The following is a 23,691-nucleotide window of genomic DNA, read 5'->3' on the forward strand; positions in this document are numbered from 1 at the left end:
GTTCTCAGGCGCGTTCCAGCACATGATAGCCGATTTTCGGCTTCATTGCGGCCTTCACCAGTTCGATGCCGACTTTTTTCGCGCCCCGCACCAGCCCCTGCGCATCGCCGGTTTGCACCGAGATGCTCCGCCGACGGACTTCGCTGACCTTCCTCAGTCCGTTGTGCGCCGCGAGCCAGTCGATCGTCTTTTCGGAAAAGGCGTTGAGATGCTCCAGCGGCTGGATTGACGCGAACGCTTCGACCTCGCCCGGGATGGCCTTGGCGCCGCCGCTGGCGAACATGGCCTCGGTCGGAAGCCCCTTGCTCTTGAGCAATTGCTCCAGCTTGCCGCGATAGGGGATCGCGGCCTTGAACAGCCCGCCCGCCGCCACCGCCCGCGCCAGCCGCGCGAAATCGCGACCCGGATGGACGAGATGCTCCAGCACCTGTTCGGTATGGACCAGATCGAAGGTCATGCGATCCACATCCTCGTCTTCGATCACCTCGAGGCCGAGCGTGCGCGCAAGCTGCTTCTTGTCGTCGCCGATCTCCGTCACATAGACGGTCGCGCCCATGCCGCGCGCCACGCGCGCCCAGCGGCCCTGGCCGACGCCGAAATCGAGCATGGTGATGTCGGCTGGGTGCTTGCCGATCCGCTCGAACAAAACGGTGAACTCACCCGCGATGCGGTGGAACTCGTCCAGGGTGAGCAAACCGCGCTCATATTCGTCCAGAAAGCCAGGAGAGATCATCTGCGTGTAGATGACCTCCAGCATCGCATCATTGGGCGTCTGCACCTGAAACAGGAGATCGCAGGTGGCGCACTTGTCGACCTCGAATGGCACGCCGGCGAGCAGCGACCAATCGATCACCCCCTGCCGGCCAAAGTTCGATTGCACCAGCGCACGAACCGGATCCTCGTCATAGCGAGCGGTGTAGATCCGATGCGTATCGGTTCCCGCGCAAACCGGGCAGGCGCTGCGGGAAGTGAAACCGGGTGTCGCGGTCGGCTGTAGCATGGAAAGGCCGGCCTCCTTTGGGGAATGGTTCGCGTACAGCGTCGCGCACGCGCGCTGTCAAGGAAGCGCTGTCCCTTGCGCGGGCATCGCACGCAACTGGCGCCGCGCGGCACGCCGGACGAGCACCAGATCGACCAGCCATCCAAGTGCCATCGCCGCGATCGTCCACACTGGCGCCAGGAACACCAACGCAATCGCAACGGCCGCCACATTCACCAGCGAGGACCAGATCACCGCCCGCGCCAGCTGACGAAAGCCGCCGGCCGCCTGAACCATGATGTTGGCGGGAACCTGCAGCAGGATCAGCAAGGTGATCGACATCCAGGACAGGGCCGCCGTGCGGATGACGCCCAGATCATAACTGGCGGGAAAAACCAGCTGCGGTGCGAAGCGCAGGATGCCGAGTGCCAGCACCACCATGGCGAACCATGCCAGCATCAACACCCAGAAGAACAACCGCATGGTGCGGCGCAACTCCGCCGTATCACCCGCTGCGATCAGCCGCGCCATCTGTGGCCGTTCATATTCGCCAAGAGCGTTTTGCACCACATTGAGCGGACGGAGCAGCAGGGCCGCGCCCGCCAGCGGCGCCATCGCCGCCGCTCCGGCTCCAAGGGTGACCAGATAGACGTGCGTGTTGGCGGCGGCCTCCGATGCCAGGACGCCAAGCAGCGCCCAGCGCGACTGATGGCGCCATATGCCTTGATAGACGTGCCACGATTGGCGGCCGGGCCAGGTAAACAATCGCGACAGGTAAGGCGTGCCGAACGCCAGGAGGCTCAGCGCCGCGCCGAGCGCCAGCGCGCCGTAGCAGGCCGTTTCCGGCTGCAGACGGACGACATAGGCCGCCCCGCCGAACGCCACCAGCGTCAGCGCGCCATAGCTGATATCTGAAAGTGCGGTGCGCCCTGCGCGATCATTCGCATAGGCCCATGCCCGGCCCACCCACCGCAGGATCATCAGCGCGGTATAGATACCGTAGCAGAGCGCCGCCGGCGTCGGCAGCGCCATGAAACTCGCCAGAATGCCAAAGCCAATGCCGGCAACTGCTGCCGTGATCATTGCAGCGCTAAGGATCGAGGCGGCAGCATGGCTGCGCTCCTGCTCGCCCGGCGCGGCAATGGTCTGAAGCGGTGCCCCGAAAAGCGCCATCGCCAGCGCGACGGTGAACTGCGCCGCGACGAACAGGAACGTGAAGGTGCCGAACGCCGCCGGTGTTTCCAGCCGAAGCATCGCGAAGGACAGCAGGAAATGCGTTCCGGCAAGCACAACCGGTCCAATCCCCGCAAGCAGGTATCGGCGGAACCTCAGAAGATACCATGTGCCGGCATTCGTCGACGAGGGGCTGGCCACCAATGCTCCTTACCCGAACCGGCGAACCCGGGTGGTGGCGAATGCGATCGTCCCAATCAAGGGCCTTAGCAACAAAGCGTTACCCACCCTGCTGTTGCAGATACCAAGGATTTGACGCAAATCTCCCGCGCGACACCGGGGGGCGTCGTGCACGAGCGGGGCTAAGGGAACAGAAAAAAATGGCGCGGCGGTTCATCGTTCACGTGGGCGCGCCCAAAACAGGTACGTCGGCGTTCCAGGAGTGGGCCGTTGCCAATCGCGCGGCACTGATTGAAGCCGGATTCTTCTATCCCGAGACCGGCGCCACGCATCGGGGCAATCATGCGGCGCTGGTCAGCGCACTCGGCGGCGCGATCGAGGACGAGAAGCGCCGCGCTCACCTCTTCCGCCTGTTCGAACGTGAGCTTCAACCGCACCCGGACGCCGCCGTAATCCTTTCCGCCGAAACGATGACGACGCTGCGCTTCCTACCCAACATGCCGCGGCTGAACCGCGCGCTTGGCGAATACGGCGACGAAGCAACGGTGGTGCTGGTCGTGCGGGATCAGGTGGAGTGGCGCAATTCCTGCTATGCTCAAGCGCGCGAGATGATGACACGGCTGCCGCGCTTTCGCGACTATGTCGCGGTCGGCAAGCATGGCCCACGTGGCGGCAACTGGGATTTCCTGGAGGAAAAATACCGCGAGGCCGGGTTCGACTTCGCAACCCTCGCCTTTGACAAGCGCGTGCGTGACCGTGGCATCGTTAACGCAATGACATCGCTTCCCTGCCTTGCAGGCCTGGCCGGCATTGCCGGTGGCGACCGGACCGAGACCAATCCCAGCGCGGGCGCTTTCGCGTTGCTGGTGGCCGAGCAACTTCGCACCGCGCTGGGTGAACAGGCTACCGCCCTGCCGATGCATATCCGGCAGAAACTGGCCGCCATGATCGCCAAACACGCCCACGACCGACCGCAGATGCGGTTCAACGGGTTCGACACGGCCATGGCGGAGGAGATGCGCGCCATGTATCGTGACGGCAATGACGCCTTCGCCCAGCGTCATTTCGGCGCTTCATGGGATGAATTATTTCCGCCCAAGCCGATCCAATATGTTTCGCGCGATGCCCTCGACGAGCTGGATGCGCCCGATCGTCGCGAGATCAGCATCATCGCCGGCCAAGTCATGATCGAGGCGCTGGAGTCCGGGCTCCTGCACCTTTCCGCCAACCCTCCTGCTAATACCTGAACGGAGCTGACCGATGCTGGTCACTAACACATCCGCCATTGCGGATCTTCTCGCCTGCCCGATCTGCGGGGGCAATCTCCGGATGGACGCCGGCGAGCAGCTCCGCTGCGAAGAAGAACGCTGCCGTCATCGGCAGTCCTCCTTTCCCAGGCTCGGCGGCAAGGACGTATTGATCGACTTTGACGACAGCGTGCTTGATCGCGAGACGACGCTCGCCAGCGGCGCCACCAGCGTGGTCGGCCGTGGTCGATGGCGGGCGCTGCTCAGCCGCGTGATCGACGGTTCGAACCGTTATACCTCCACGCTGGCCAACATGATGATCGAAGGGGTGCAGAAAGACGCCACCCGCCGCCGCCCGGTGATCGTGGTGATGGGTGCGGGAGAGATCGGACATGGCTCCGAACCGCTGTACGCGTCGCCCGACGCGGACATCATCGCGTTCGACATCTATGCGTCCCCGAACATCACCTTTGTGGCGGATGCCCATGCGATCCCGCTGCGCGATGGCGTGGCGGATGGCGTCTGGATTCAGGGTGTCCTGGAACTGGTGGTCGATCCACGCAAGGTTGTGGCGGAGGCAGGCCGCATCCTGAAGCCGGGAGGCCTGATGTTCACCGACACGGCCTTCATGTGGCCGGTCTGCGAACAGGCCTATGACTTCAATCGCTGGTCCCCTAGCGGACTGCGCTGGCTGTTCCGCAACTTCGATGTGCTGGCCGCCGGACAATCTACCGGGCCGGGCACCATGACGGTGCTGGCGATCCGCTATCTGTTCCAGTCTTTGCTGCGCAGCACCAAGTTGGGACAGATCGCTGCTTTCCCGTTCGTGTGGATCAGGCTGCTGGATTACCTCTGCGGCGACCGGCGGGCGCTGGACGCTTCCGTGGGGATGTTCATTTTCGGGCGAAAACGCGAGCAGCCGATCGGGATCGATGATCTACTAAGCTATTATGATCAGCAGCCGAAGCTCAAGAAGAGCATGCGCAAACTGGCGCGCGATCCTGTTGCCCGTCAGACGCTGCTGAATGCTGCAGCGCAACCTGAACTCAGATCAGCGCGGGAATAGCGATCAAGAGCCACAGGAGCGTAGCAAGGCCCAGCCAGATCCCAAGGTTCCAAGTCTCGACGGCCCGTTCCGCAGTGAAACGCGGGCGACTGAAGCGTCGGGCCTCGTCTTTATAGGACATCACGAAACGAACCTGCTTCCTATCCTTGTTCATCGATACCGCCCCAACATCCTTCAACCATTCTAGGAGCGATTTCCCCTCGGCGTTCGAACGCGCCGAATATTTTCGCGCCAGTCCAAGATTAGCAGCGCTGACCAGCGGGTCATTGGCTCTTCCGGCGCACCGAACGCTCGCTGCGCCATCCTCTCCAACTATCTGGGTTTACGCCCTTCTTGTCGTATTAGTACGCGCAAAGGGAACTTCTGTTCCGCTGGCGTTCATCAGTGGCTATCGGCGGCTTTTTTGAACCAAAATGGATACGTGTTTTGCGCTTGACCAAGGCGTCGCGCCAAGCAATGCAATGTCACACAAGAAGAGACGGTCGGCGGGGGGCAAGTGCCGGATGGCTGCCGTTCCGAAAGTGCTTCTCAGGGGGAACAGCAAAGGAGGGCATGTTATTCCATGTCCGACATCTTTTCGTCGCAGGATTGGCTCAGGCCAGTAGAAACGGACACCGCGCCCAGTGAGGACAAGCGGTCCAAGCGACTGTTTTTTTATGCCGCTTTGCTGACGGGTGATATTCTTTCACTCGGAACTGGCTTTGCGATCGGGCGCACGCTCGCCGATGTTCGCGGATTGCCGGCGGAAAGCTTCGGCCTGGTTGCGGCGGTATTGCCGATTTATCTCCTGCTGGAGTCGCGCGCCTATTCGGCCACGACGCTGGAACGCTGGCGCTCGTCTGCGTGGATCGCCTTCGCCAATCTATCGACCGCGTTCCTCATCACCATCTTTGTCGCCTTCCTGCTGAAGGAAGTGTCTCCGATCTCGCGGCTTAGCACCGGCTTCAGCTTCGTCTTCTCGGCGACGCTGCTCCTGCTGACCCGCAGCCTGATCGGTTTGTGGAGCGAGCGCGTGTTTCGCGGCGCCGCTCTCAGCCGCATGCTGATCATCGACGGCGTCAACATTCCCTTGCCAGAGGGGCTGAAGATCGTCTCCAGCGAGCCCGTCGAAAAGACGGAGACCACCATTCATCCGTTGGCGCTGGATCGCCTCGCCCGGCAGCTGAAGGGCATCGACGAAGTTTATGTCGCTTGCCCGCCCTCGCGCCGCGCGAATTGGGCAATGGTGCTCAAGGGAACCAGTGTGAAGGCGCAGCTTCTCGTGCCCGAACTGGATACGATCGGCGTTATCGGGAACAAGCACTTCGCCGGGATCGCTTCGGTGCTGGTTTCCGGCGGTGGACTGAAGCTGCGCGAACGCCTCCTCAAACGTATGCTGGATCTGATGATCGCCGCCCCGGCGCTGCTGTTTCTGGCGCCGCTGCTACTGCTCGTCGCGCTGCTGGTGAAACTGGACAGCCGCGGCCCGGTGCTGTTTGTCCAGACCCGCGTGGGCAAGGGTAACCACCTGTTCGCCATGTACAAGTTCCGGAGCATGCGTCAGTCGGATTGCGACAGCGACGGCAACGTCTCCACCATGCGCAACGATGATCGCGTCACGCGGATCGGCAAGTTCATTCGGGCAACGAGCATCGACGAACTGCCGCAGCTGCTCAACATCGTACGCGGCGACATGAGCTTTGTCGGCCCGCGCCCGCATGCTATCGGCTCGCTGGCCGGCGACAAGCTCTTCTGGGAAGTCGATCAGCGCTATCACCATCGCCATGTCTGCAAACCGGGGCTGACCGGGCTTGCACAGGTACGCGGTTTTCGCGGCGCGACTCACCGGCGCGAGGATCTGGTGAACCGGCTCGACGCTGACCTTGAATATGTGAACGGTTGGAGCCTGATGCGCGACGTGATGATCCTTTTCGCCACGTTGAAAGTGGTGGTTCACCGCAACGCCTTTTAAGCGGCGCTCAGTAGTCCGCCAGCAATCGCGCTGCGATCCGTCTCCAATCGAGGCGGGTAGCCGCAGTTTCAGTCGCCCCCTTGCTCAGCCGCTCGCGAAGCGCACGGTCATCGGCGGCGAGCGCCAGTGCGGCAGCGAGCGCGCCTGGCTCGTCGGGCGGCACGAGCAGGCCGTTGCTGCCATGCTCCACGAGATCGACCAGCCCGCCGACCTCTGAGGCGATCACGAAACGTCCGCTCGCGAAGGCGGCCGCCAGCACGCCGCTCTGGCTTGCCTCCTTATAGGGAAGCACGACGCAGCTCGCCGCACCGATCATCTCGATCAACGATGCGGCCGGCACGAACATGTTCCTGACCGTTACGCCCGGCAGCCGGTGCAACCGCGGCTCCAATCGATCCATTTCCGGACCCATCCCCGCAATGTCGACCCGAATGCTCCGCCCCGAGCGCGACAGATGCTCAAGCGCCTCTGCCAGCGTATCCAGCCCCTTGTACGCCTCCATGCGTCCAAACATGAGCACGCGGCAGTCATCCGGCAGCGCGTGCGGCTCAGGCGGCGGCAGGAGGACGCCGTGTTCGGTCAGCCGGACCCGATCGTCCGCCCGATCCGTGCCGAGATACGCCCGCTGATACTGATCCGCACAGGCCGGCCCATGCAGGAACAGTCGATCGACGCGTGCCCGCGTGAAGCGGCGCAGCGGCGCCAGGCGCGCCGCAACCCGTGCGTCCCGGCCGGCGTGGGGCACGGGATCATGGATGGTGAGGGCGGTTCGCGTGGCCTTCCCGGTGGCCATCATTGTCGCCCCCGCGAAAGCCGCCTTGATGAAGCCGGACGGTTCCTGCCAATGCAGGACGTCTGGGCGAAAGCGGCGAATGGTCCAGAGTAGCCGGGTCAGTTCGGCCGCCGAAGCAAAGCCATTGTGCCTGATCGAGAGCCGGGGATGCGAAGGCATGTTCCGCCCGGCGAACTCTCCGCCAAGCACATCCGTGTTGAGTATCAGCAGCATTTCGGCATGATCCGCCAGTGCCACCGACAAGCGCAGCGCATATTCCTCGAAATGCGGCGCGACCATCACGATGCGGCGGGGCTTTTGCATCAGCAGCCTTGCCGATTGCGGCTCGCCAGCGTCTCTTCGGCGGACGAGATCACCTGTTCCGCGCACACCTGCCATCCGTAATCGGCGCGGACGGCACGCGCCGCCGTCCTGCCTTCCTGCCGCAATGCCTCGCACGAACGCGCCGCCAGCCACGCCGCGGCGTCCTCCACCGTGCTGTCGTGCGCTACATGGCCACCGTACAGTTCCACCATGGACCGCGCCCCAGCCATGTCACCGACGACCGGGACAACGCCCATGGCAAGCGCCTCCAGCACGATCAGCGGAAAGCTGTCGAGCGTCGAGAGATGCGCCAGAACGTCCGCTTGGCTCAGCCGGTGGATCAGCTCCGCTTCATCGACCCATTCGACCAGCTCGACGGCATCATCCAGCTGGTGCGCGGCGATGGCGCCGCGCAGGGCGGCCATGGTGCGGGCGTCCGAGCGCCCGATGATCTGCGCCGATACGGCGATGCCTTTCTCGCGAAGAGCGGCACAAAGCGCCACCGCGCGAAAGGTCCCCTTCCCTTCCGACAAACGACCGGCATGGACCAGTCGCAGCACCTGCCCACTGCGGTCCGGCAATGGTGTTGCAAGGCAAGCGGGAGGAAGGAAGGTGCGGACCAGTGATCGCGGCACGCCATCAGGAAGCGTGATCTCGCTCTCCTGCTCGACAAACAGGAGCGCCAGGCGATCCGCGCCGCGCAGCAGGGCGCGGCAGGTGCCGCGCAAGGTGGGAACGCGCTGCAACCGTGCATTTGCGCCAAGATGCGGCGTAACCATCACCGGCAGGCCAAGCGCGCGCGCCTGCCACAGAAATGCGAGGTCCGCGATCGCGCTCCACTGCAGCCAGACCAGATCGATGTTCGCGCCGGTCGCTCGCGGTAGGACGCCAAGGCGTCCGGCGGCGCGGGGCAACTGCCGCGGCGTTAGATAGGCCGTGTCGGTCGTCTGCCACTCCGCCGTCCAGCCGGCATCCGCCGCGTTCACCGCCTCCGTCGCGCGGGAGCAATAGGATTCCAGCCCGCCCCAATGCGCGTGCGAGCCCCCCAGCACCAGCATACGCCGCATCCCTGCCATCCCCCTTGGCAGCGCCGGCTCAACGTTGCCGAGCGAGCGGCAAGGTCACGCGGGGCGCTCTCCCGCCCGCCACATCGCTGGCGGTGGCCATCCACAACCATGCCAGAGCGATCAGCAGGAACACCTGGCTCAGCGAATCCCGATCGAACAGCATGGACTCGGTCAAATTGTGGCCGAGGCAGAAGATGAAGGCCGCAGCGGCAAGCGGCCGCACGGGATGATCCCCGCCGCGCAGCAGCCGCTGCGTCGGCCAGACCAAAGTGGCAAAGAGCACCAGCAGCGTGCCCGGCAGACCGATCTGCACCAGCAGATCGAGATAGCCGTTATGGCCCTGGCTGATCTCCGTCACCCAGCCCTTGGCATATTGGAAGATCGGCCCTGTAGGCCCCAAGTCCCAGAAGGAGCCATAGCCGGCGCCGAACAGCGGGTAATCAGCATAAAAGCGGATCAGGGCGGTCCAGATCTGAGTGCGTCCGGTGAAGCCGGCCGGGTCGGTCAGCATTTCCAAATAGGGGCTGTTATCGATCGCCATGCTGACGAAGAGCAAGGCGGGAATGGCGAGCAGCACCCATGCGATCCCTGCTGGGGCCAACCGCTGCCGCCCCTTCGTCTGCGCCAGCCAGGTAAACAGGCCACCTACGACCAGGCTTGCCACCACCATGATTTGCGACGTCTGGGAATCGGACAGGTAGAGGAACACGGCACTTGCCGCGATCACGCCGATCCGCAGCGCCAGGTGCACTCGCTCCGCATAAAAGGCGAACAGCAGGATCGTCATGGCACAGGTCAGACCAGCGTAGTTCTTCTGGATCATGATCCCACGCCAGTCGCCGGAGAGATCTCCGTCGAGCCCATTCGGATTTACCGGGTGTATGCCCAAGGAAGGATCGGTCAGCGCCACCACGAAATTCGCCACCAGCGTGATCACCAACGCGCCCCGCACCAGCAGCACCGATCGTTCCAGATCGAGCTTTCGAACCAGCGCAAAGGTGGACCAAAGCACCAAGGAAGTGAGCACCAGCCGCCGCAGCCCCACCGCAGGCTCGATTGCCCAGACGAGGCTGAGCCAGCACCAGCCGATCGCCACCAACAGCGGCCATGGCACAACCAGCAGGCGCTCCGGCCGCCGCCACGGCTCCAGCGCGATGAGCGACGCCAGCGCGATCAGGAGGTATCCCGCCATGCGGATCTGGCTTTGCAGGCCGTAATTCTCGCTGGTCATCGAGGGGCCGAGGATCGTCAACGCCAACAACGCGGTGAAGCCCGCGGTGGCGATCCAATCCGTCCAGGCCCGCGCCTCCGCCGTCCGGGCGTTCAGCGGTTTTCGGCGGCGGCGCGCGAGCAAGGGTGCGGCATGATCCGGCGGTTGAACGGCGTCAGACAAGACGAGAGCCCTTTGCTGCGAACAAGCGGTGCTGCTCGCCGATGAACGTCGCAACGGCGCTGCGCAAGCGATCCCGCTCCGGCAGGTCGCTCACCGGCTCGGGCATGGGCAGGCGCTGCGCCACCAACGCGGCCAGTTCCGCTTCATCGCAGGCGCAATGAATGCCCGGCCGTCCGCTCAGTGCGCGCACCGTAGCGAGCTGATGGTCATTGCGATGCTCATCCAATGCGCCAAGGCGCGGGAAGAGGATCAGCGGCTTGCGATGCTTCTGCGCCATCACGATCGTGCCGATGCCGGCGTGCGACACGATACGCGTACATTGCTGTACCAACCGCTCGAACTCGATCGGGCCGACCACCTGCTGCGATCGCATGTGGACCGGGTGGTAGGCGCCGCGACCCGTCTGGGCAAATACCGGCTCGTCCAGCGCGGGTGCCAGGCCATCCATGATCCGCACGAAGCGATCAAAGGGCAATTGCGTCCCCACCGTCACCAGGATCACAGAAGCGCGCCCTTATATTCGCGGGAGGCGGTCTCCAGGTGTTTCCACTGCGTGTACCAGCGGGTCGCGAACGGACGCGCCAAGGCGCCGCTGAGCGACGGCCGGTCCGACGCCGCGATGCTGTCGATCCACACCGTTCGCGCGCCCGTGAGCCGACCGAAGATCAGGCAGAACAGGCCCGGCAGCGCCCCGGTGGTCACCACCACATGGGGGCGTAGGCGCCAGACAAGCCGGGCCGAAGCGATCATTGAAGACAAGGCCAGCCGCGGCTCGTCGCGGTTGGCATCCGGCAGCAGATGCACCTTTTCCACCCCGTCGCGAACGGCAAGCTCGCGATTGGTCGTCGCGAACACGACCCGCCCTTCGCTCAGCGCCGGACGCAGAAGCATCAGTTCTTCCCAATGCCCGCCGCCGGAGGCGATTGCGAGCACCGTGAATTGGGATGGCTGTCTATTCGACACCGACCGTACTTCTGCCCCCGACCGGCGCCCAACGCACCCAGATTGTGATCCCTGCCCTCGACACAATTTGAGGGCGCATTAAGCTCCAGATGGGTACGCGAGCGATCATGCTATCGCAAGCGCGGCGGTATGGGTGTGCGGTCCGTCGCTGATCTGAATCGAGCGGCTTCGCACAGGTCTCCATGCCGCATTTGGTGAACAGGGCGCAGGTATTCTTCGATGCAGGTAGTGAAGGATTTCTGGCGCTGCGGCATCGTGGCCGCCGATGCGATCAGCATCGCGCAAGCCGGCACGCTCGATATCGCGCAGATACGCTGGCTGCCGAACCGCTCCAGTCTCCGCTATCTGGCCGATCCGTTTGGCCTGTGGCGGGAGGGACGGCTGCATATCTTCGCCGAAAGCTTCAGCTACCGCACGGGGCTTGGCGAGATCGACGTTCTGGTGCTCGACGAGGATTTCTCCATCCTGGACCAGCAGGTCATTCTCCGAGAGCCTTGGCACCTTTCCTACCCCTTCGTCTTCGAAGCGGACGGCGAGACCTGGATACTGCCCGAAGCGCATGAATCCGGCGCTCTGTGGCTCTATCGGGCGGTAGATTTCCCGTTCCGGTGGGAGCGGACAAAGCAGATCGCGTTGGATCATGTCCCGTTGGATGCATCGTTGATCCGGCACGAAGGACACTGGTGGTTGTTCTATGCGCCGGCAGATCCGCCCGCGGGGCGCTTGACCAGCCTGTGCGCGGCCCATGCGCAGCAGCTGGATGGACCGTGGCACCCCCATGCGGCCAATCCGATCCTGATCGACGACGGGGGGCTTCGCCCGGGCGGTACTCCATTTGTCATGCAGGACATGGTTCACCTGCCGGTGCAGCGGTGTGAGGGCAGCTATGGCACCGGCCTGCGCCTGCTCCGCTTTGATCAACTGACGCCCGCGCGCACGGCAACCAGCTTTGCCGGCGCGCTCGCCGCGCCAGCCGTGGCGGCACCGTTCATCCATGGCTGTCATACACTGTCAGCTGCGGGTCCCGTGTCACTGATCGATGTGAAACAGATGCGCTTTTCCGCACCCGCGCTTGCCGCCTGGCCGGAGCGCTGGCTCCGGCGCAGGCAGGCACGAACGAGCGTTCAGTTCGCCTGATAGTAATCAGAATATTGCTTGGAGTAGTAATATAGCCCGCCCACCGCCTGGGCCGACGGATCGACCTGCGTGTAGAGCGCGCCGACCGGATTGCTCCCGTCGCTACGCAGCCAGTTCAGCGATGAAACCGCCGCTGCCACAGGGGTGCTGTTCCACTTGATCACCAGCGTGGTGGCATCGGCAAGCACCGCAAGAAAACGTCCGTCCGCCAGACCCATCAGCGGCGGGAGGTCGAGCACGATCTGGTCGTACCGTTCCCGCAACGCGGCCAGAAGCTGCTCCATACGGCCCTCTCCGAAGAGGTTCTCGGCCGAGAAATACGGGCTCAGCACGAGGATCTGATCAAGGTTCGGCACATCACCGGGATGGATCGCTTCGTCGACGCTTGCCTCGCCATGCAGCACTTCAACAAGGCCAACGGCGGGCACCGGCGTGCGCACGATCTGGCGCACGGCAGCACGGCGGATGTCGCATTCCACCAGCAGCGTCTTGGCGCCAGCGGTCGCCAACGTCCGGGCGAAGGCTACGGCGGACGTCGTCTTGCCCTCTGCTGGGAGGGATGAGGTGATTGCGATCACCTTCGGGGAACGGGTTCCCTTCACCCCCAACACCGCCGCCCGAGCAATGCGATAGGATTCGGCGAACATGGACGTCGGCCGCTCCAGCATCAGATCGGCCGGGTTCTGGCCCTTGGACACCTTGGGCACCACGGCAAGCACCGGAATGCCGAGTTGGTCCTGCACCTCCTCCACCGAGCGGAAGCCGCCGCTGGTCATCTCCATCACCGCAATGGTGCCCGCGCCCGCCGCCAGCGCCACGAGAAGCGACAGGGCGTAGAGCAGCGGCTTGTTCGGCGAGGTCGGCCGGGGCTGCGGCTCGGCCCGGTCGATCACCTCGGCCTGGGCGATGGACAGACGAGCGGCCTGTGCACTCTCCAGCGACATCTGCGACATCTTGTCGTACAGCGCCCGCTTGGCCGCCGCTTCTCGCTCCAGGCTTGCGGCCGTTACCGAATCGCGCGCGCTGCGCTCACGCTCACGCTCCAGCTGCGTCAGCGATCCGCGCAGACTGTCTGCGCGCGCTTCCGCGGCAGACGCCGTCGCCTGCAGCGCGCCGACGACGCGTCGCGCCTCCGCCTGGATCTGGGCATCGAGCGCGGCGAGCTGATCGCGAACGCGGATGCTCTCCGGGTGACGCTCGCCATAGCGCGCCTCCACCTCGCCGCGGCTGCGCAACACCTCTGCCCGCTGACGACGCAGGTCGGCAATGACAGCCGATCCCAGAACTTCGGAAACGGCGTCCAGCCCGCCACGGGCGACCTGCGAGCGGGCGGCCGCAAGGTTCGATCGCGCCGCAGCCGCATCCGACTCGGCTGTGGCGAGGCTGCTGGCAAGCGGCGCCACCTGCTGATCGTTGATCGTGCCGACAGTGCTGTTCGCAACGCTGCTTTCCACGATGCCGGCGCGCGCGCGATAGTCCGCGGCGCGTGCTTCGGCTTCGCTTGCCTGCTTACCCAATTCCTCAAGCCGCTGCTGGAACCATTCGCTCTGGCGCTCGGCAGTGCCCACCTTGTTGGTGGTGCGGCTCTCGATATAGCCGTCCGCGAAAGCGTTCGCGAGCTTCGCTGCCTTCAGCGAATCGACGGACGTGAAGCGCACGTTCAGAACGTAGGTCAGCTTCTCGCGATCGACCTGGAGATGCGACAGAACGGCCGCGGCCAGCGCGTTCTCGCGCGTTTCCGTGGTGCCGATGTTACCGATGTTCCCCTCAATCTCCTTGGTGAACTCCGGATCCCCTGACAGCCCGTAGGCGCGGACGATCGAGCGGGCGAGATCGAGCGAGCGGATCGCCGTCACCTCCGTTTCGATCGCCTCCGGCGTCAGTTCGGCGCGGGTCGCCTGCGCGTTATTGGCAAGGGGGTTGCGTGACGGATCCAGCCGCACCTTGGCCGTGGACGTATATTTCGGCGTCATGAAGGACACGGCGAGCACGCCCACCAGGAACACGGCGGCCGCTACCGCCGCCAGAACCTTCCAGCGCCGGCGGATCGTGTCGCGCACGACGCTGATGACGTCTGCCAGGCGCGCCTCATATTCGTCGGCTTCGTGTCTGACTTCCATGCTCGTCTGGCCTCGGTCTTGAGCCGGTGCGGCTCGAAGGGTTGTTACATGTGGTAGGTGAGACCCGCCTCGAGCCGTCCCTCTCCGGCGTCATTGCCGGCCTGAACGCCGCGTGCATCCCGCTTGGAGTAGCTCAGCGCCCCCTCCAGCGTCATGCGGCGGGAGATCAGGTAACGGGCGCGCGTGGCGAGCCGATAGGTCGAATTCTTGCGGTCTTCGTTGATATACGTCTGCAGGGCATATTGCCCTTCGGCGGACAGGATCAGGTTGTTGAGCAGCTCATAGTCGCCGCCCAGCGTGATCCGATTGTCCCAGAACGGTCGCGGGGTCAGGTTGCCGAAGGTGGAATCCTCCACCGTGCGTCGTGCCCCTGTGGTGATGGTGAGTCGCTCTGACGGGAACAGTTCCACGCGAGCTTCCGCAACCGGACCATTGACGCTGTCAATGCCAGACGTGCGATAATCGCGAATGCTGTAGCCCAGGCTGACCGTCCCGCGCATGCGTCCCGCAAGGTCGATGTTGAGGCCGCCGATCGCGCGCACCGCGTTCGAGTCCAGCGTACCGGCGCTCGCGATGTCGCCGTCGAACGCCGTGCCAATATAGCCGACCTGCGCGAACAGGGAGACGCTGGGCGTACGGGCATATTCGAACTGCCCGGTGATCCGGCTGACGTTGCGGTTACGGTTCTCCTGGTCTCGCAGTGCGCCGTCGGTGAGCCGGACGGGGGCGAAGCGGAAATCCGAGTAATCCGCCACCACGAAGCTGCGCACCCGGCCGCTCGTATATTCGCCGCGCACTGACAGAAAGTCGCGGCGGAAGCGTGAAAGCGCCGCTACGTTCGAGGCGACTTCGCCTGAAAACTGGTTCTCGAAGCTCTGCGACGCGTTCGCCTCGGCAGTGATGGTGAAGGCGCGGCCCAGTTCCACTTCGCTACGTGCGCCGAGATTCCATTGCCGCTCATTGCGCCTGCTCTCGCCGACATAATTGCGGAGGAGCGCCGAGCCATTGAGTTGCAGCGAGTGGCGGGACCAGATCGACGCGACTCGCAGCGATGGCTCGAGCGAGGCGTAAGGCGCCTCCACTTCATTCTGCTGCGTCAGATAGGCATTGCTGGTCACGCCCGCGCTGGTTTCCAGGCGCGGAAAGAACATCAGCCCGCCGACATGGACCCCGGTGGGCGTATAGGAAGGGCGAGGCCGTGCCTCCACGCTGACGTTGCGGTCGCGATCAAAGCCTTGGGGAATGGCAGACTGGATGATCAGACCATCCTGCGCGTGCGCAACGGCGGGTGCGCCGGCAACCGCAAAGGCCGCCAGCGCAAGCGCGGGACGCTGACGCGCCACAGCCGTATCGCGCTTTCTCGACACCCCCCGGTCAGACCTTAGAAGAACCGCTCACCAATCCGGATCGTGTCGCCGGGATAGACGATCAGTTCCGGCGTGAGGCGATAATTCATTTCTGAGGTTTCGCCCTGCCGGCGGATTCGAACCACGTCCCGGTTGGCGCGCGGTGTGAAGCCTTTGGCCAGCGCCACCGCGTTCATGGCGGTCAGGCCGGTCACGTAAGGATATTGTCCCGGTGTCGAGACCTCGCCCAGAATGTAGAAGGGGCGGAAGACAACAACTTCCATCGCGACCTTGGGATCACGCAGATAGCCGTCAGCGAATCGCGTGCGGGCGTCAGCCGCGATCGCCGCCACCGGCTTGTTCAGCGCGGGAACATTGCCGATCAGCGGTAAGGAGACGGTGCCGTCCGGGTTCACCCAGAACTCGCCCGTCAGGTTCGGCTCGTTATAGACCGTCACCTTCAGCTTGTCGCCAACACCAAGGCGATAGTCGTTCACGGCTGACGCCGTCGCTACATAGCGGTCTCCCGAGGAGAGAACGGGTCCGTCGCCCTTCTCAGCGCAGGCAGAGAACAGGAAGGTAATCGCAAGCAGGAACGCCGGGCGCAGGAGCATGAAGCCTCGAGAAGTTGGAGACGGCGGAGTTTTGCTTGGCATGTCCCGGCAAGGGACGCAATGTGCGTACGCCATTCGAACGTTCTAACGGCATCGTTAACCAATCACCGTTGCAGCTAATCCTCAATAGTCGCGCGACACGCGAATGTTGGCGCTCTGCCGTCCAAGCGTGGAAATGCTGGACAGGAGGGACAGCCATCTCGTCACCTGAAATTCGACGCGGGTGGCGGAATAGCCCTGCCCGTCCGTGACGATCTCTGCATACAGGCGTCGCGAAACATATTTGCCTGCCGCCACCGACGTGCCCTGCCCGGTTTGCGGGTCAGCCGGCAGGATCCGCAATCGATCAAGACCGGCGGCGCGCCGCACCACATTGATCGGGTTCAATCCGCCGGAGCCGTCCTGCAACGCCGCCACCGCGGCGGCGAGCTGCAACGCCTCTGGCGCCGACAGGTTGGTGATCGACGTGCCGAACAACAATCGTGACAGCAGCTCGTCCTGCGGCAAGGCGGGCGTGCTGGCAAAGGTGATTTCCGGTTTCAGTGCCACGCCCGTTACCCGGATCGACGCCTTGAGACCGGTGGTGTCGGCATCTGCCTCGATATCCAGCGCGGGATTGGCCGGCACCTCGCCTGCGAACCGGATGACACCGCGCGCAAGGTCGAATTCGCGCCCGGCAAATTCGTAATCGCCCCGAATCAGATCCGCGCGGCCGTTGATCGCCGGATTGTCAGGCGTGCCGCTAATGGCGACATCGGCCGACCATTCGCTGGTCAGGCCAAGGCCGGTGACGACAAGCTGGTCGGCAGCGCGCGCCTTGATATCCAGCCGCCACGGCGTGTCCCGCTGGTCGGGATCGTCCGTGCCGTCCGGTTGGTTGATTTCACGCACGGCGAGCTTTGGAACCGCGCTGGCCGCCGTTGCCTGCCCCAGGCGGTAACGGCTGCGGTTCAGCCGCACGGTGCCCGAGATGGTGCCGCCCTGCCCGCTGGACTGAAAACGCAAGGGGCCAGTGACGGTCGCCGCTATGTCATCGCGATTGATCATGACGGCGTGATCGGCATTGACGTTGAGATCCAACCCAATGCCGCCGCGCGCAGCGAAGTCGAACCAGCCGGCGCCGGCAACCTTGCCCTCGCGCCCCGCCGAAGCGGCGAACCGGTCGATCGCGAGGCGGGATCCGGCAAAGCGCCCCTCCGCCTCCACGTTGCGCAGCACCGTTCCGGTTGTCGCGCTTTCGATCCGGGCGCCGACTGCCTTCACCGACCCGCGGATAACCGGATCGAACAATGTTCCGCGTACGTCCGCGGCGATTGCCACAGGGCCAGACAGTTCGAACAGCTCCACCCGGCTCAACCGCCAGAGCGTGTCTGCCGGGCCGCTATATCGCAATTGGGCAAACAAGTTCGCGCGGGTGAGCCGGGTCACAAGGTCGCCGTCACCCAGCCGCAACAACGCCTGCCCGCGACCGATGGTCTTTCCTCCGGCGGCGGCAACGACGCGCAGACCGGCGCGATCTGCGGTCAGAACGCCCGCCAGCCCCATGTCGATGGGATCGGAGGACGCCAGCAGCCCCGAGCGTGTCAGGCCACGCACCGTCATGTCGATTCGCCCGGTCGGCGCAGCGCCGGTCCGGCTGACATAGCTCAGCTTGCCCGAGGCGCTGCCGCCGAGGCCAAGCCCGGGATAGCCGATGTCGAGCACGGCGAGCGGCATCTTGGCCAGTGTGGCGTCCACCGCGTTTTCCGATGGCGTGAACCGTCCGGAGATGGTGCCTTCACCGCCTGCAAAGGTCAGGGTTGTAGGGGCAAGGCGCCAGCCTTCGCCGTCGCGCGTCAGCACCGCCGGACGCTCCAGCCGCAGTGGCCGCCGATCAACCGTGCCCTGCGCAACGATGCTGTAGCTGTCCGGCGCAACATCGATCACGCTTTGAATGTCGAAGGCTCGCCCCCTCGACCCGGCGGCCGAGGCGCGGATCTGGCCTATGCCGTCGCGGAGCCTGGCATTGCCGGCGACGCGCGCGATGCTGAGCGCGCCGCGTCGCAGCCCGACGCCGCTGAACGTCGCGTCAATGCTGGTGCCGGCGGGATTGAGCAACGCCACCAGCTGAAGCCTTCCTTGCCGGATCGTCGCTTCACCGGCGAGTCGTGCCGCGCGCAGGCCAAGGTTGGCTTCGATCCGCTGCACGCTGTCAGCCGGGCGCAGCAGCACCTCTCCGTCAATGCCGCCGCCCGCAACGGCAAGCCGCCCGTCGAAGCCGTCATCGGTGATGCCGATCACCCCAGCGGCGTGCGTTCCGCTGACATCAAGGCGGCGCACCGCGATCTGGGCATCCTGCCCCCGTGGCAGAAGTATTCTACCCTCACCGTCGAATGGCCCGAGGCGCGAGCGCCCCGCGGCCGTGAAGGCAAAGCCCGACGGATCCGGATCGAGGTGCAAGCGAACGTCTCTCAGGCCAAGCGCCTGGTTGGGACGTTGAAAAACCAGGTCGAGCTTCGGCCGCTCGATCCTGCCATCCAGTTGCAGCGTCACCGGACCATAAGTCGATTGCTGCCCCGCCCCCGTGAAAACGAAGGTGCCGTCCCGCCGGCGATAACCGTTGCCCGTCATCCGAATCGACGGGCCGGTCAGCACCAGATTTCGAAAGTGCAGGATACCGTCAGGGCTACGCTCAAGGCCGGTCACGATCCGCGGCAGTCCGCCCGCCAGGTTGCGGAAGAAGCCATTGTCGAGCCGCACCATCTGGGCCGTGCCGGTGCCGATCACTCTGGTGCCGCGGCCACCGGGACCCGGTACGACGCGAAGCCTTGAATTTACGTCAACGACGCCGAGCCCCGGAATGAGATACCGCCCCAATGCGCCGTTCAGCCCTACCTGATACTGGCCGGTGCGCAGATCGAGCACCAGGCTGATGCGGCCCGACAGCTTGTCCGAACGGAGGCGAAGGTCGTCGCCAGTGACGGTGGTGGCAGTGACGCGAAGTATCCCGTCTACCGAAAGGTTGCGCAGGATGCCCCCTGCCACGTCGCCTACGCCCGTCACCCGCTGAGCCGTGAAGCGCGCGGGCAGCAGCACCGGCGAGCGCGACAGGCGTCCCTTGCCGGCCACCCGCGCGCCTTCAAAGCCGGTGTTGTCGAAGGCGAAGCGCGGGGCAGTGATGCGGTAATCGAAGGCGGCGGTCGCAAACGGGCCGTCCAGCACCGCGCGCAGTTTCACGTCCCGTCCGGTCATGTTGGGGAACAACGCGGCCGGGCGAAGCAGCCGCGCCTGAATGCGAAGATTGCGCCATGCATTGCCCGCGAGATCCGCCGTACCGCTCGCCTGGGCCACGAGCGCTCTGGACCGGAGCGACAGCGTTCCGTCGAGCCGCCGGTTGGCCAGGGTCGCTGATCCATTCACCAGCACGCGCGGCGCGGTCAATCGCTGCAGCTTGCCCCTGGTGAGGCTCGTTGGCGCCAGATTGCCGGTGAGGGTATAGGTTCCTGCGCGATTGCCAAGTTCGAGGTCAGCGACCCGCGCGCCAGCTGCTGAGGCGATGGCGCGACCCTGCCACGCCGCCCAATGCCCCTCGCCGCTCACATCGACAGCCAGGGCGCGGCGGATGCCGCTCACCCGCGCCAGCACGCCGTTCGCCGCCCCGCGCGCCCGTATATCCATGTCGAAGCGATTACGGTCAGGCGCGGCGTCGATCATCAGGCGAAGAGCGTCGCTGCCCTCCACCATTGCATCGATCGCAACCAAGGCGCGGCCGTCGCGAATGTCCGCTCGACCCGTCAGCCGTCCGTTGCGCATGACCCCCGTGACCGCCGGTGCGACCGCCAGTCGCTCCACCGCGAGCCGACCTATGATGATGTCGAAATCGGGCAGGATGGGCGAGGCACGACCCGTCGGACGGGTGCGCGGAAGTTTCGCCAGCATGGCCACGGGAATGCGCAAGGAGCGGATGTCGAGGCGATCGGAAAGCCAGGCGAACGGCCGCCAGTCCAGCTCTGCACGGGGCGCCGCGAACACCAGGCCCTCGGGATCATGGACCCGAACGTCGCGGAGCACCGCCGCGCCGTAGAGCGAACCGTCGATCCGCCCGACGGTGAAGCGGAGGCCGTTATCCGGTCGGGCCGAATTGATCCGCTGCGCGACCCAGCGGTGGCCGATATCGGTGTCGATGATCCACAATGTGGCCGCCAGCACAGCCATCAGGGCCACCAGCCCGCCTGCGATCCACCGCCACCAGCGCATCAGAAGGCCTGGCCCAGCGAGACATAGACGGCAACCCGGGAATCGCCCGCCTGAGGGTTCAGCGGCGTGCCCACGTCCACGCGGATCGGGCCGAAGTTGCTGTAATAGCGCACGCCCACCCCGGCGCCGTAGCGCAGGCCGGAAAAGTCGGGAAAACCAGCGGTGTAGATATTGCCGGCGTCGAAGAACGGCACCACGCCGAAATTGCCGAATGCCTTGATCCGGCCCTCGATCGCAAACTCGGCCAGGCTGCGTCCGCCGATCGGATCATTGTTCGGATCGCGTGGCCCGATCGATTGATAGCCATAGCCGCGCACTGACGCGCCGCCGCCCGCGTAGAAGCGTCGCGACGGCGCAATAGCGTCGCGCGGCGCACCCAATATGGTTCCCAGTCGGACGCGCCCGGCGAGCACCACTCCGTCGCGCAGCGGCGTATAGGCGCTGGCGTCCATCTGCATGCGGGCATAGCCGAACGCCGCGCCCTGCAGCGACAGTTCCGGGCTGAAGCGTCCACCCAGCCGGAACCCGCGCGACGGGTTCAGCAGATCGTCCGAGCCGTCATACGTCAGGCTGGTGGGCGCGGCCGCGATGAAGAAAGTTCGCCGCCGCGGTTCGCCGGTGGAGACGATGACGTCCCGCTCGTCGGTCGCGACAAGCTCTGCACCGAGCGACCAAGTCCAGGTCTTTTGGAAAAAGATGTTCGTCTGACGTTCAAGGCTGCCGGAGACGGAAAAGGTATTCGCCTCATAGGCATCGCGGTTGGTGTGTGCGGCAGCGATCTGCCCGGTGAGCACCCGATCCCGGCCCTGAAAGTTGTTGCGGCGGAAGGTGACGGCGCCCAGTTGCTCCTGTGTGCCCAGCACCGTGCGGATCGTCAGTGCACCTTCCGGGGGAAACAAGTTGCGATGGGTCCAGCTCGCCTCGACGCGCGCGCCTTCGCCGGTACCATAGCCTATCTCGCCGGCGATGGTGCGGGGGGGCGCCGGCTCCAGTCGGACATCAATATCCACCGTCTCGGGCGTGGCACCGGGCACCGGCTTTACCTCGGCGACGGACACCAGCCCGGTTTGCACCAGCGCGCGGCGGAGATCGGCCAACGCCGGCTCATAAAAGGGCTGTCCCGGCGAAAATCGAGCGATCTCCTGCACGTGTTCGGCCCCGAAGACGCGGTTGCCGGCGTTCGTGCGGATCTGCCCAAACACGCGCGATGTTCCGGGTGCGACATTTACGTCGAGCGTCGCCGTTTGCGCTTCCCGATCAATCGTCACCATCGGTTCGCCGATCGTTGCGAAGGGAAAACCCTGCTCTCCCACCTCGAGCCGCAGCTTCGCCTCGCCGGCAGCGATCCGGTCCGCGTTCACCGGATCCTGCGCCTTCACGCCGAAAGCATCGCGCAGTGCGGCCGCCTTGTCGCCAGCGGCCTCGACCCCCGCGATCGTCACGTCCGTCAGGCGGTAAATCGCGCCGGGCGTGGCGCCGAGAACCACGGTCGGCCGCCCTTCCACCGTTTCCAGACGGGGCTCGACCTCCGCGTCATAATAGCCTTCCGCGCGCAGCAGCGTGACCAGCAACGCCGCATCTTCGCGCGCGCGCCGGTCGATCTGCGCCGCGTTGGCGGGCTCCTCGTCATTCTGATCGAGCACCGACAAGGCCGCGAACCGCTCGCGCAGCAGCGGCGTGCCGGCGGCGTCCAGCCCCTCGATGCGCCAAGCGTAGCGCGTCTCGCCGATGGTCGGTGCGGGCCCCTGCCCTATCTCCGGCGCTTCGGTGCCCAATTCCGGCCAAGCGACGCCGATATCCGGCATGTCGGCGAGCGGCGCCGTCGGGTCCAGCGCCGGCTCCGGCGCGGGCACGACGCTCTGTTGCGCCGCAACGGGCTGCGCGGCGAGGAACGCGATCAGACCTGCAGCGCCGATCGGCCCGCCCCGCCCGTACATTCGCATTGCCCTAAGCCCTTGCTTGCCCAGCGGCAATGGCACTGCGCCTCAATGCACCGTGCCGACCGGCAGATCCGTCTCAAGCAGGCGAACCAGCCGACCTAGCTGCCGCCATCGGCAGAAGTGCACGACATTCCCTACTGCCCGGCTGCGGTCGGCGCGGATCGCCGCTTCATCCGCGGCATAAACACCAAAGTCGCGGATCAACGACGAAGCCTCCGCCACCATGCGGCGATCGGCGAGATAGAGATGGGGCAAGGGCAGCCTGCGTTTCGATGTGATGCGACGAACCCTGCCCGAGAAACATCCTCCGGCCGGTGAACGGCCAGGGTTAACGATGCGATAGTGGCAATACGCCGCCGCCCGTGCCAAAGGCCCGCCGCATGTCCGATCCCGATCAGCGCTCCAATTCTGCGGGTGGCTTCCTGCTTGCCGTGTCCCTGATGGTCGGCACGATCATGGGCCTTCTGCTCGGGCAGCCGTCGGTTGGCTTTCTAGCCGGGCTTGCCATCGGCTCGATCGCCGCCGTGTCGCTTTGGCTCAAGGGTCGGGGCTGAGCCGATCGCTCAGGGCTGGCGCAGCAACAGCTTAACCCGGCCGATCACCACCGCCGCATCGGCGTGGCAGCGGATCGGGGCGTAATCCGCATTGTCGCTGATCAACAGGAGGTCAGCGCCCGCGCGCTGGATCCGTTTCACCAGCAACTCATCATCGCGGCGAACAACGAAGATCCCGCTGCCGACCAGCCGGGTGTCGGCCCGGTCCACCAGCAGTCGGTCGCCCGCGAGGATCGTCGGCTGCATCGAATCACCGGACACGTCGATCAACGATGCATGCGAGGCCGCGACCCCGGCCTCCCGCAACATGTGCGCCGTAAAGCTCTCGCGCCGGATCGCACGCTCATGTCCCACCGACAGCCCGCGACCGGCTGACGCGGCTACCGACAGATAGGGTACGGCGACGACTGCTTCACGCGGGGCGGCGCCAAGCAGGGTTTCATCCACGCCAAGGAACCGCGCCAGGGTCTGGCGGTCCTGCTCAGCCAGCCGCCGAGGCGTCCCGCGTCGCACGAACTGCTGCAGATAGGCCATGTTCCGACCGATCAGGCGCGAAAGCTCCGACAGGCTGACGCCCTGCGCCGTTGCCAATCGCTCCAGCGTCTGACCCACCGTTTCTGCCATGGGCA

General features: G+C 65.1%; 19 protein-coding genes. 5 read left to right on the forward strand and 14 right to left on the reverse strand.

Features of this window, described 5'->3' with window-relative positions; translation table 11 throughout:
- Positions 1 to 4: 4 nt before the first annotated feature.
- Positions 5 to 1,000 (reverse strand): class I SAM-dependent methyltransferase, encoded by a 996-nt coding sequence (locus tag BMX36_RS09025; protein WP_093064574.1) that lies wholly within the window; start codon positions 998 to 1,000, stop codon positions 5 to 7.
- Between the two features lie 57 nt (positions 1,001 to 1,057).
- Entirely contained in the window at positions 1,058 to 2,353 is a 1,296-nt protein-coding gene (locus BMX36_RS09030) for a polysaccharide biosynthesis protein (RefSeq protein WP_143058538.1), read from the reverse strand.
- A 179-nt stretch (positions 2,354 to 2,532) separates the two neighbouring features.
- Between BMX36_RS09030 and BMX36_RS09035 the strand changes: the two genes are divergently transcribed.
- From BMX36_RS09035 to BMX36_RS22115, 3 genes are all read left to right on the forward strand, one after another.
- Positions 2,533 to 3,579: a hypothetical protein gene (locus tag BMX36_RS09035; RefSeq protein ID WP_093064578.1), complete on the forward strand. Its 1,047-nt coding sequence runs from the start codon at positions 2,533 to 2,535 to the stop codon at positions 3,577 to 3,579.
- A 13-nt stretch (positions 3,580 to 3,592) separates the two neighbouring features.
- Positions 3,593 to 4,645 (forward strand): class I SAM-dependent methyltransferase, encoded by a 1,053-nt coding sequence (locus BMX36_RS09040; RefSeq protein ID WP_093064580.1) that lies wholly within the window; start codon positions 3,593 to 3,595, stop codon positions 4,643 to 4,645.
- Positions 4,646 to 5,207: 562 nt separating this feature from the next.
- A complete protein-coding gene (locus BMX36_RS22115; RefSeq protein WP_093064582.1) occupies positions 5,208 to 6,596 on the forward strand; it encodes a sugar transferase in 1,389 nt (462 codons plus the stop codon).
- Between the two features lie 7 nt (positions 6,597 to 6,603).
- Here BMX36_RS22115 and BMX36_RS09050 read toward each other — a convergent pair whose 3' ends face one another.
- From BMX36_RS09050 to BMX36_RS09070, 5 genes are read right to left on the reverse strand one after another with little or no spacing between them, the layout of a single operon-like run.
- Positions 6,604 to 7,692, reverse strand: a complete 1,089-nt coding sequence (locus BMX36_RS09050; RefSeq protein WP_177179067.1) for a glycosyltransferase family 4 protein — start codon at positions 7,690 to 7,692, stop codon at positions 6,604 to 6,606.
- Positions 7,692 to 8,759 carry a glycosyltransferase family 4 protein gene (locus BMX36_RS09055; protein ID WP_177179068.1) on the reverse strand — a complete coding sequence of 356 codons (1,068 nt, stop codon included), beginning with the start codon at positions 8,757 to 8,759 and terminating at the stop codon, positions 7,692 to 7,694. Before BMX36_RS09055 ends, BMX36_RS09050 begins: the two co-directional genes overlap by 1 nt.
- A 28-nt stretch (positions 8,760 to 8,787) precedes the next feature.
- A complete protein-coding gene (locus BMX36_RS09060; protein WP_143058539.1) occupies positions 8,788 to 10,152 on the reverse strand; it encodes an O-antigen ligase family protein in 1,365 nt (454 codons plus the stop codon).
- The gene (locus BMX36_RS09065) at positions 10,145 to 10,654 is read right to left on the reverse strand and encodes a glycosyltransferase (RefSeq protein WP_066781406.1); all 510 of its coding nucleotides are present in this window, start codon (positions 10,652 to 10,654) and stop codon (positions 10,145 to 10,147) included. Before BMX36_RS09065 ends, BMX36_RS09060 begins: the two co-directional genes overlap by 8 nt.
- Complete coding sequence (locus BMX36_RS09070; RefSeq protein WP_093065433.1) at positions 10,651 to 11,043, reverse strand: glycosyltransferase family protein; 393 nt, start codon at positions 11,041 to 11,043, stop codon at positions 10,651 to 10,653. The genes BMX36_RS09065 and BMX36_RS09070 overlap by 4 nt, the downstream gene beginning before the upstream one ends.
- 291 nt (positions 11,044 to 11,334) lie before the next feature.
- Between BMX36_RS09070 and BMX36_RS09075 the strand changes: the two genes are divergently transcribed.
- Complete coding sequence (locus BMX36_RS09075) at positions 11,335 to 12,252, forward strand: glucosamine inositolphosphorylceramide transferase family protein (protein WP_093064590.1); 918 nt, start codon at positions 11,335 to 11,337, stop codon at positions 12,250 to 12,252.
- On the opposite strand, the gene BMX36_RS09080 is transcribed toward BMX36_RS09075, so the two are convergent.
- The 6 genes from BMX36_RS09080 to BMX36_RS09105 form a co-directional block, all read right to left on the reverse strand.
- Complete coding sequence (locus BMX36_RS09080) at positions 12,240 to 14,372, reverse strand: GumC family protein (RefSeq protein WP_093064592.1); 2,133 nt, start codon at positions 14,370 to 14,372, stop codon at positions 12,240 to 12,242. The genes BMX36_RS09075 and BMX36_RS09080 overlap by 13 nt on opposite strands.
- 44 nt (positions 14,373 to 14,416) lie before the next feature.
- Positions 14,417 to 15,715: an outer membrane beta-barrel protein gene (locus BMX36_RS09085; RefSeq protein ID WP_218142146.1), complete on the reverse strand. Its 1,299-nt coding sequence runs from the start codon at positions 15,713 to 15,715 to the stop codon at positions 14,417 to 14,419.
- Between the two features lie 38 nt (positions 15,716 to 15,753).
- Complete coding sequence (locus tag BMX36_RS09090; protein ID WP_066781416.1) at positions 15,754 to 16,332, reverse strand: polysaccharide biosynthesis/export family protein; 579 nt, start codon at positions 16,330 to 16,332, stop codon at positions 15,754 to 15,756.
- A gap of 123 nt (positions 16,333 to 16,455) precedes the next feature.
- On the reverse strand, positions 16,456 to 20,526 hold the full coding sequence (locus BMX36_RS09095; protein ID WP_256210761.1) for a translocation/assembly module TamB domain-containing protein: 4,071 nt from the start codon (positions 20,524 to 20,526) through the stop codon (positions 16,456 to 16,458).
- A gap of 41 nt (positions 20,527 to 20,567) precedes the next feature.
- On the reverse strand, positions 20,568 to 22,505 hold the full coding sequence (locus BMX36_RS09100) for an autotransporter assembly complex protein TamA (protein WP_256210709.1): 1,938 nt from the start codon (positions 22,503 to 22,505) through the stop codon (positions 20,568 to 20,570).
- A 48-nt stretch (positions 22,506 to 22,553) separates the two neighbouring features.
- A complete protein-coding gene (locus tag BMX36_RS09105) occupies positions 22,554 to 22,763 on the reverse strand; it encodes a hypothetical protein (RefSeq protein ID WP_093064602.1) in 210 nt (69 codons plus the stop codon).
- Positions 22,764 to 22,888: 125 nt separating this feature from the next.
- On the opposite strand from BMX36_RS09105, the gene BMX36_RS21675 reads away from it, so the two are divergent.
- Positions 22,889 to 23,062, forward strand: coding sequence for a hypothetical protein (locus BMX36_RS21675; protein ID WP_177179069.1), 174 nt, complete (start codon positions 22,889 to 22,891; stop codon positions 23,060 to 23,062).
- A 9-nt stretch (positions 23,063 to 23,071) separates the two neighbouring features.
- Here BMX36_RS21675 and BMX36_RS09110 read toward each other — a convergent pair whose 3' ends face one another.
- A complete protein-coding gene (locus BMX36_RS09110; protein WP_093064604.1) occupies positions 23,072 to 23,686 on the reverse strand; it encodes a S24 family peptidase in 615 nt (204 codons plus the stop codon).
- Between the last annotated feature and the right edge of the window lie 5 nt (positions 23,687 to 23,691).

The sequence above is a fragment of the Sphingomonas sp. OV641 genome (assembly GCF_900109205.1).
Lineage (GTDB): Bacteria > Pseudomonadota > Alphaproteobacteria > Sphingomonadales > Sphingomonadaceae > Sphingomonas.